Source organism: Flavobacterium sp., assembly GCF_028712645.1.
Classification (GTDB): Bacteria; Bacteroidota; Bacteroidia; order Flavobacteriales; family Flavobacteriaceae; genus Flavobacterium.
In genome coordinates this window covers 1-6,371 of the sequence record NZ_JAQTPQ010000209.1, presented here as the reverse complement: position 1 = coordinate 6,371, position 6,371 = coordinate 1, and the positions used below count along the sequence as shown (strand labels likewise).

The window sequence follows — 6,371 nt, the reverse complement described above, 5'->3', positions numbered from 1 at the left end:
AAATACCCTATTGTTTTTACAGTTGAAGCTGCAATAGCTTCTTCACTGATTTCTGATGATGTAATTGAAGTTTGATCTTTTGGATCTTTTCCGCTCATTACATTCAACACAATTCGAATATCTTCAATTGATTTTGCCAATGGCCCCACACAATCTGTAGAAGACGCATAAGCCATCAGACCAAATCTGGAAATTCTTCCGTAAGTTGGTTTGAAACCATAAATATGATTGTACCCGGCAGGCTGACGAATAGAACCGCCCGTATCTCCACCAATAGAAAACACGGTATAATCTTTAGCTACATTAACCGCAGAACCTCCACTTGAACCACCGGCAACTAATGTTGGATCGATAGCGTTTTTTACAGCTCCAAAAATGGTGTTTTCACTGGAAGATCCGTGACCAAAACTATCACAGTTTTCTTTTACCAATGGAATAGCACCGGCATCCAATAATTTCTGAATGGCAGTAGCCGTGTAAGGAGATTTATAATTTTTTAACAATTCAGAACTTGCAGTTGTGTAAGTTCCCTGCAACATATAGACATCTTTAATTCCAAAAGGAATTCCTTCCAGCAAACCAATAGTTTCTCCGTTTGCAATTTTAGCATCCACCTTAGCAGCTAATTCCAGAGCCAAAGTATCCAATAAAGAATTGACAGAGTTACACGTATTTTGTTTAAGTAAGTCTAATTTTTCTTGTACCAAAGCCGTACAAGTTATTTGTTTTGACACCAATTGCTGGTGTATTTTTTTTATTTGAGATTCCATTTTATCCTTCTATCACTTTTGCAACTACTAAAAAACCATTTTTCTTGTTCGGGAAGTTTTCTATAATGAGTTGTTTCTCGATAGCTAAACTCTCTATCACAACATCTTCTCTTAAATTACTCACAGACACACAATTATGATTGACATTATTCAAGGAATTATTATTTGTTGGAATTGCATTTTTTATTACATCAAATAATTTGTTCACGCTCTCGGAAGGCTGTGCTCCTTTAATACTCGACAAGATGTCGACTGTCATTGTTTTGCTCATAATTTTATTTCGTTTTTAAAGTCAAACTTTTAAGGTTGCGAATTTACGAAAAGTTTTATTAGGGATTTCTATTTTTTAATGATTTAGATAGTTTTCAACCAAAGAAGATACTATTTTAACATAATGTTTGATTTTGTTATAATATGTGATATTGTTGAAAAATGAATCCCCTCTAAGAAGAATGGAACACGGATAAAACGGATGCAAGCATCGCGGATTTTAAGGAATTTTTATTCGCTTTTTTGCTTTATTTTTTCATTCAATTCTTCGGAATCACCATTTAGTTCATCAACTAATAAATGGACTCTAGTACAAGGGTTGTGAATTGCAAAATTGGTACAACTATGATTTAAAATCAATTTTTTAGCATTAGATATTGCTTGTTTTTGATTTCCATACTTTTTTAAAATGGAATACATTTCAGTACTATTCTTTTTGTATTCAAATTTTTTAGGTTTTTTGCTTTTTGATTGAGCAGTAATTTTAGCATTTATTTCATCTTCAATCACTCTTTTATAGTCAGCTCTTGACATTGAAGTATTTCTATATTGAAAATGCAACAAATACCATAATTCAAAAGCTTCGTTTGACCAACCCACTTTTATATCATTATTCTCAGCCAATTCAATTGCTCCATTAAAATTATTTGGATTAAAACTATCTCTATCAAAAACAGCCCAAACACTATCGTATTCTTGACTTGATTTATCTCTATAATTAATAGTTCTTTTTACCAAATCTTTAGTATTAGAACCTTCTCCCAAAGTATCAATAGTAAAAACAAATGATTTCACATTAGTTTTAAAAGACTTGAAATAATTGGGTTCTGTTTTTTCGCCTTCGCAAACAATTAAAAAGTAAACTCGAACTTCTTTAGTTTCAACACTTCTCTTCTTCTCCTTTGTTCTTTCTCGTTTAGCAAGATGGTTTTGGATTTTTATGATATTTGCCATAGCCTATATTTCCTGTAAATTAGAAATATACGGAATTGCACCATAGCGTCCTCTTATATAATCAGCTTCAAAACTTCTATCGTTTCTGACCGACTTACCATCTCCATCTTTAAATTCCAACAATGAATACAAATCGGTAGCTTCAACCTCATCTTTCTCCGTAAACCAAATTTGATCTCTTCTAAACAGATTAGCCCCAAGTAAATTGGTGTCGTGAGTAGTAAAAATTAATTGGGCATTATTCGGATTTGTTTCTGGATTGTTGAATAATTTAATTATTTCTTGTGTCAAAATAGGATGTAATTTGGAATCCAATTCGTCAATAATCAAAACATACCCGTACATAATTGAAAAAACTATATAACCCGACAAATCAAACAACTTATTTGTTCCCGAAGACTCCTGATCAATTAAATCAAATTCAAAATTTGAAACAAACTCTCCTTTATTATTATATTTTTTGTGAATCGTTTTTATTCTTTTATCCAAACCTAATTTGAACTTATCGAAACCTAATTTCAAATTCGCAATAAAAGATTCAATCATCTGTCTATCTTCATCATATCTATACAAAATACTTGTCATAGTAAAAGCAGCTTTATGATCTATTCCAGATAAAACTTCCATTTTTGACATATTACGCATCCCTCTATTCGCAATATTGCTATTAAATTGATCAGCAACAGAAATAAACAATCCATTATCTCTAGTCTTACTTTCCAATCCTTTTGCTTCTTCAAAAACATCTGCTACACCAATACCTTCAAGTTCACGCACAAAATAAGGAATTTCTTTTTTTGAATTGGCTTCTAAAATAAACAACCATTCAGAATGAATTTTATCATTATCCAATTCAAAACCATAACGATAGCGACTTTCTCCTTCCGTAAAAAGAATTTCAAAATAACAAGGCTGATTTTCTGTTTCTGTATTTAATAAAAAAGGCTTGGCTCCTAATTTATCTATTGAATTTAACTTTGAAGAATTCTTAACAGTATTAACCATAAAATCCAAAGCTTTTACAAAATTACTTTTCCCGCTAGAGTTAGCACCATAGATAGCTGCCGAACGAAGTACTTTGTACTTTCCGTTTTGAACAACATTATCTGGCAAAATGGTTTTAATACCTCCGGCTTCTAAACTAAAGGTTTTCTTGTCTTTAAATGATAAAAAATTCCCGACTGTGAATTCTAATAGCATAGCTAATCTTTTTATATTTTTGAGAAATTTTCTCAAAGTTACCAACAAATGTAATTATAAATATTCACAATCACGTAAATTTGAGGAAATTTCACAAAATTATAACTATAGAATTTCTTCAATCAAATACTTCGTCCCATTAATTTCAAATTGAAACCCCACTTCATTCCCCATCAGTTTATTTCCCAACGGAGATTGCGGGGAAAGCGCAATAACATTAATCCCATCAACAGCAATTTTAGGAAGAGCTGCACTTAAATAAAGATAAATCCCATTGGCTTTGACCAAGCTTCCGACAATGATAGTTTTGGCAATTGTGGTGGAATCGATTTTGTCTAAAATGGCTTTTTGAGCAATTACTTCTTTCAATTTGTGATTGAGTTTTTCTTGCTCGATATGCATCATCGACAAAGCGGTTTCGTGTTTATCGCCAGCAGAACCTTTGGCATCGTTCTTTGAATCTTCGGTCAAAGCGACAATCATATCCTTGAAAACATCAATTCTGTCTTGGACTAATTGCTGATACTGTTGGTGGATTTTTTGTTTGAAAGTCATAATTTAGGAAAAAGTTTAAACACGAAGTTCACAAAGAAGGCACAAGGTTACAAAGTTTTTAAAATTTATTTTCTGTTCTCTTCGTGCCTTCTTTGTGAACTTTGTGGTTAAGAAAAATTTAAAAATCAAATTTATAATTCGCTCCCAAAACTACTTGAAATCCCTGAACCGGATAATTTAGCCATTTTTCATAGGCTTTATTCGTGATGTTATTAGCTCTCAAAAAGGCAGTTAATCTATCGCTATATTTGAATCCTAAATGCGCATTGACATCAAAATAACTATCCAATGTTATCGGTACTAAATTTGGAACCACGATATAAACAATATCCGAATTCAATTTTTGATCTTTTCGATCGCCAACATAAAACACATTCACACCAGCATACCATTTTGGAGTAATATTGAAATCCAAGGTAGAACTCAACTTAATTGCTGGCAAATTCCAAGGTTCAGCTTGAAAAGTATTGGTATAACTGCTAAAAGTTCCGTTGATTCCAAAAGTCACATCTTTTGAAAAATCAGCTTTTAACTCTCCATAAAAACTCAGGGTTTTCATATCATCATAAACCACTTGCATCGAATTTCCAAAAGTATAATTTTCTCCAGGGTTAATTTCGCTGTAATCATTGCTTTTAAACAAGGCTTTATTTCTTTCATTTACATAAGAACCACGAATGTTGTAACTCACATTATTGATAATTTTCCCTTTCAATCCAGCAAAAATATCATATTGTTTGTCCGTTGGCGCAATATTTAAAGTAGGTGATAAAAATGGATTTTCACTAACAAAATCCGAATAGGTATTTTGTTCTAAATTCCCTTCGGCTCCTGCATAAAAAATCATCAAATCACCAACTACTTTATAGGAAGCATTAATTTGCGGATAAATGTAAAATTTATTGTTGCTGTTTTGGTTATCCATACTATAAAATATTCCGGCTCCTAAATGCACTGTCCAATCGTCTTCGTTCATCACAAAAGTTGATGCAATACCAAAATTAGTATAGCCATATTTTATTGGATTTACGTTCGTATTCCAATAGTCTTTTTTGAAACTTCCACTAAGATAATCGACAATGACATTCGTTTTTACTTCTCTATCATTGATGTCAAATTGAAATGAAGGTCTTACATAAAATCTATTTTCAGAAGACCCAAAAGCATCCGAAAAATGATCGAATTTCACAATTGCTTCTTTAACAATACTTTCATTGAACTCTATTTTACTTCCCAAATAAATGTTGTTATAACTTTGTTGCGGATTGATTCCTGCAATCAAACTAGCTCTATCATTTGGAGTTAATCCATTACCATAACCCACAGGCATTCCATACCAATTGTAAATCTGATTTTGATAACCCAAATCCAAATTCCAAGACAAATCTCTTTCGTGAATTCCGTATGTTAAATCAATCGAAGTGTCATAAAATTTATTGTCTAATTCGACTCCTTTTATAGAACCTTGTGAAGAAAGATGGCGAAACATTCCACCCACATAAGAGTTATTATCTAATTCTTGATTCACGAATAATTCAGCATTTACAATTCCGTAATTTCCACCTCCAAAAGTGGCGTAATTTTGAAATAAATGCTTTTGTTCTTCTTTTTCGACTCCTTCCGCTTTTCCTTTGGATGGTGTAAAAGTGGAAGCTACCGGAAAGGAGAAAATCGTATATTTTATGGTTTCTTTTTTAGTATTTCCTTCATCGTCAAGCACAGGAGTTTCCTTAATTTTGAAAGCATCTGAAATTGTTGGCGTATAAGGCTTTACCACATTTACAACTTCTGTCCCAATGTTTTCTTCCTTTTTTTGCGCAAAAGAAAATTGGAAAGTTACAAATAAGACTAGTGCAATTATATTTTTGAAATTGATTTTCATATTTTGTTATTTTTTTATTAAAATTTGTCATTTCGACGCAGGAGAAATCACATAACGTGAGCAACAGATGTGATTTCTCCCGTTGGTCGAAATGACAATCAATTACTTATCTATTGACGAATTCGTTTTAGATTCTTCATTTTTAATACTTTCCAATTCCGCTTGGGCTTCTGACACAACATCTGGAAAATCAGTGAAGTTTTTTATCACATTGTCCAAGATATAAGTTGCCTGAAAACTATCTTTCAATCCATAAAAATTCTTCGCCATCAAGATTAATCCTTTGGCTCCAAAATATTTATAACCTGAATAATTCTTGGCTAATTTTTGAACGGCTGTGTTTGAAGCTTCGAGTTTTCCGTCTTTATTTTTGAAATAAGCGTCATAATATAAAGCCTCAGCAGCTAATTCTCCTTTGGCAATAGTTTGCAATTTGGCGTAAGCCGTTCTTGCTTTGGTCTCATCACCGGTTTGTATGGCAGCACGAGCCACGATAATTTGGGCATCACTTTTTACATTATCATCCGTTTTTGGGTTTGCCAAAACTTTCTCGGCATACACCACCGAATTGTCATAATCCTTTTTATCATAATAACACTTCATCAAATTAGATTGTGCAAAGGTCTTATTTTGAGGAAAATCAGCTTCGGTTTCTAAACGAGATAAAACTGGAATTGCTTTAGAATAATCATTCATTTTTAAGAAAATCTGTGCCAATCGTGCCAAAGATTGTTCCGTAA

7 protein-coding genes are annotated in these 6,371 nt (G+C 32.4%); all 7 read right to left on the bottom strand.

Annotated features, from left to right (window positions below):
- On the bottom strand, window positions 1-770 hold a 770-nt coding region (locus tag PHC28_RS14200; protein WP_300101973.1), incomplete at its 3' end, for an amidase.
- Window position 771: 1 nt separating this feature from the next.
- Entirely contained in the window at window positions 772-1,041 is a 270-nt protein-coding gene (locus PHC28_RS14195) for a hypothetical protein (protein WP_300101970.1), read from the bottom strand.
- A 230-nt stretch (window positions 1,042-1,271) separates the two neighbouring features.
- A complete protein-coding gene (locus PHC28_RS14190; protein WP_300101966.1) occupies window positions 1,272-1,994 on the bottom strand; it encodes an RloB family protein in 723 nt (240 codons plus the stop codon).
- 3 nt (window positions 1,995-1,997) lie between these two features.
- Window positions 1,998-3,194 (bottom strand): ATP/GTP-binding protein, encoded by a 1,197-nt coding sequence (locus tag PHC28_RS14185; protein WP_300101961.1) that lies wholly within the window; start codon window positions 3,192-3,194, stop codon window positions 1,998-2,000.
- Between the two features lie 105 nt (window positions 3,195-3,299).
- Entirely contained in the window at window positions 3,300-3,749 is a 450-nt protein-coding gene (locus tag PHC28_RS14180) for a hypothetical protein (RefSeq protein ID WP_300101957.1), read from the bottom strand.
- A 118-nt stretch (window positions 3,750-3,867) separates the two neighbouring features.
- Window positions 3,868-5,631, bottom strand: a complete 1,764-nt coding sequence (locus PHC28_RS14175) for a TonB-dependent receptor (RefSeq protein WP_300101954.1) — start codon at window positions 5,629-5,631, stop codon at window positions 3,868-3,870.
- A gap of 102 nt (window positions 5,632-5,733) precedes the next feature.
- Window positions 5,734-6,371, bottom strand: a 638-nt coding sequence (locus PHC28_RS14170) for a tetratricopeptide repeat protein (protein ID WP_367278042.1), incomplete at its 5' end; no start/stop codon positions are given.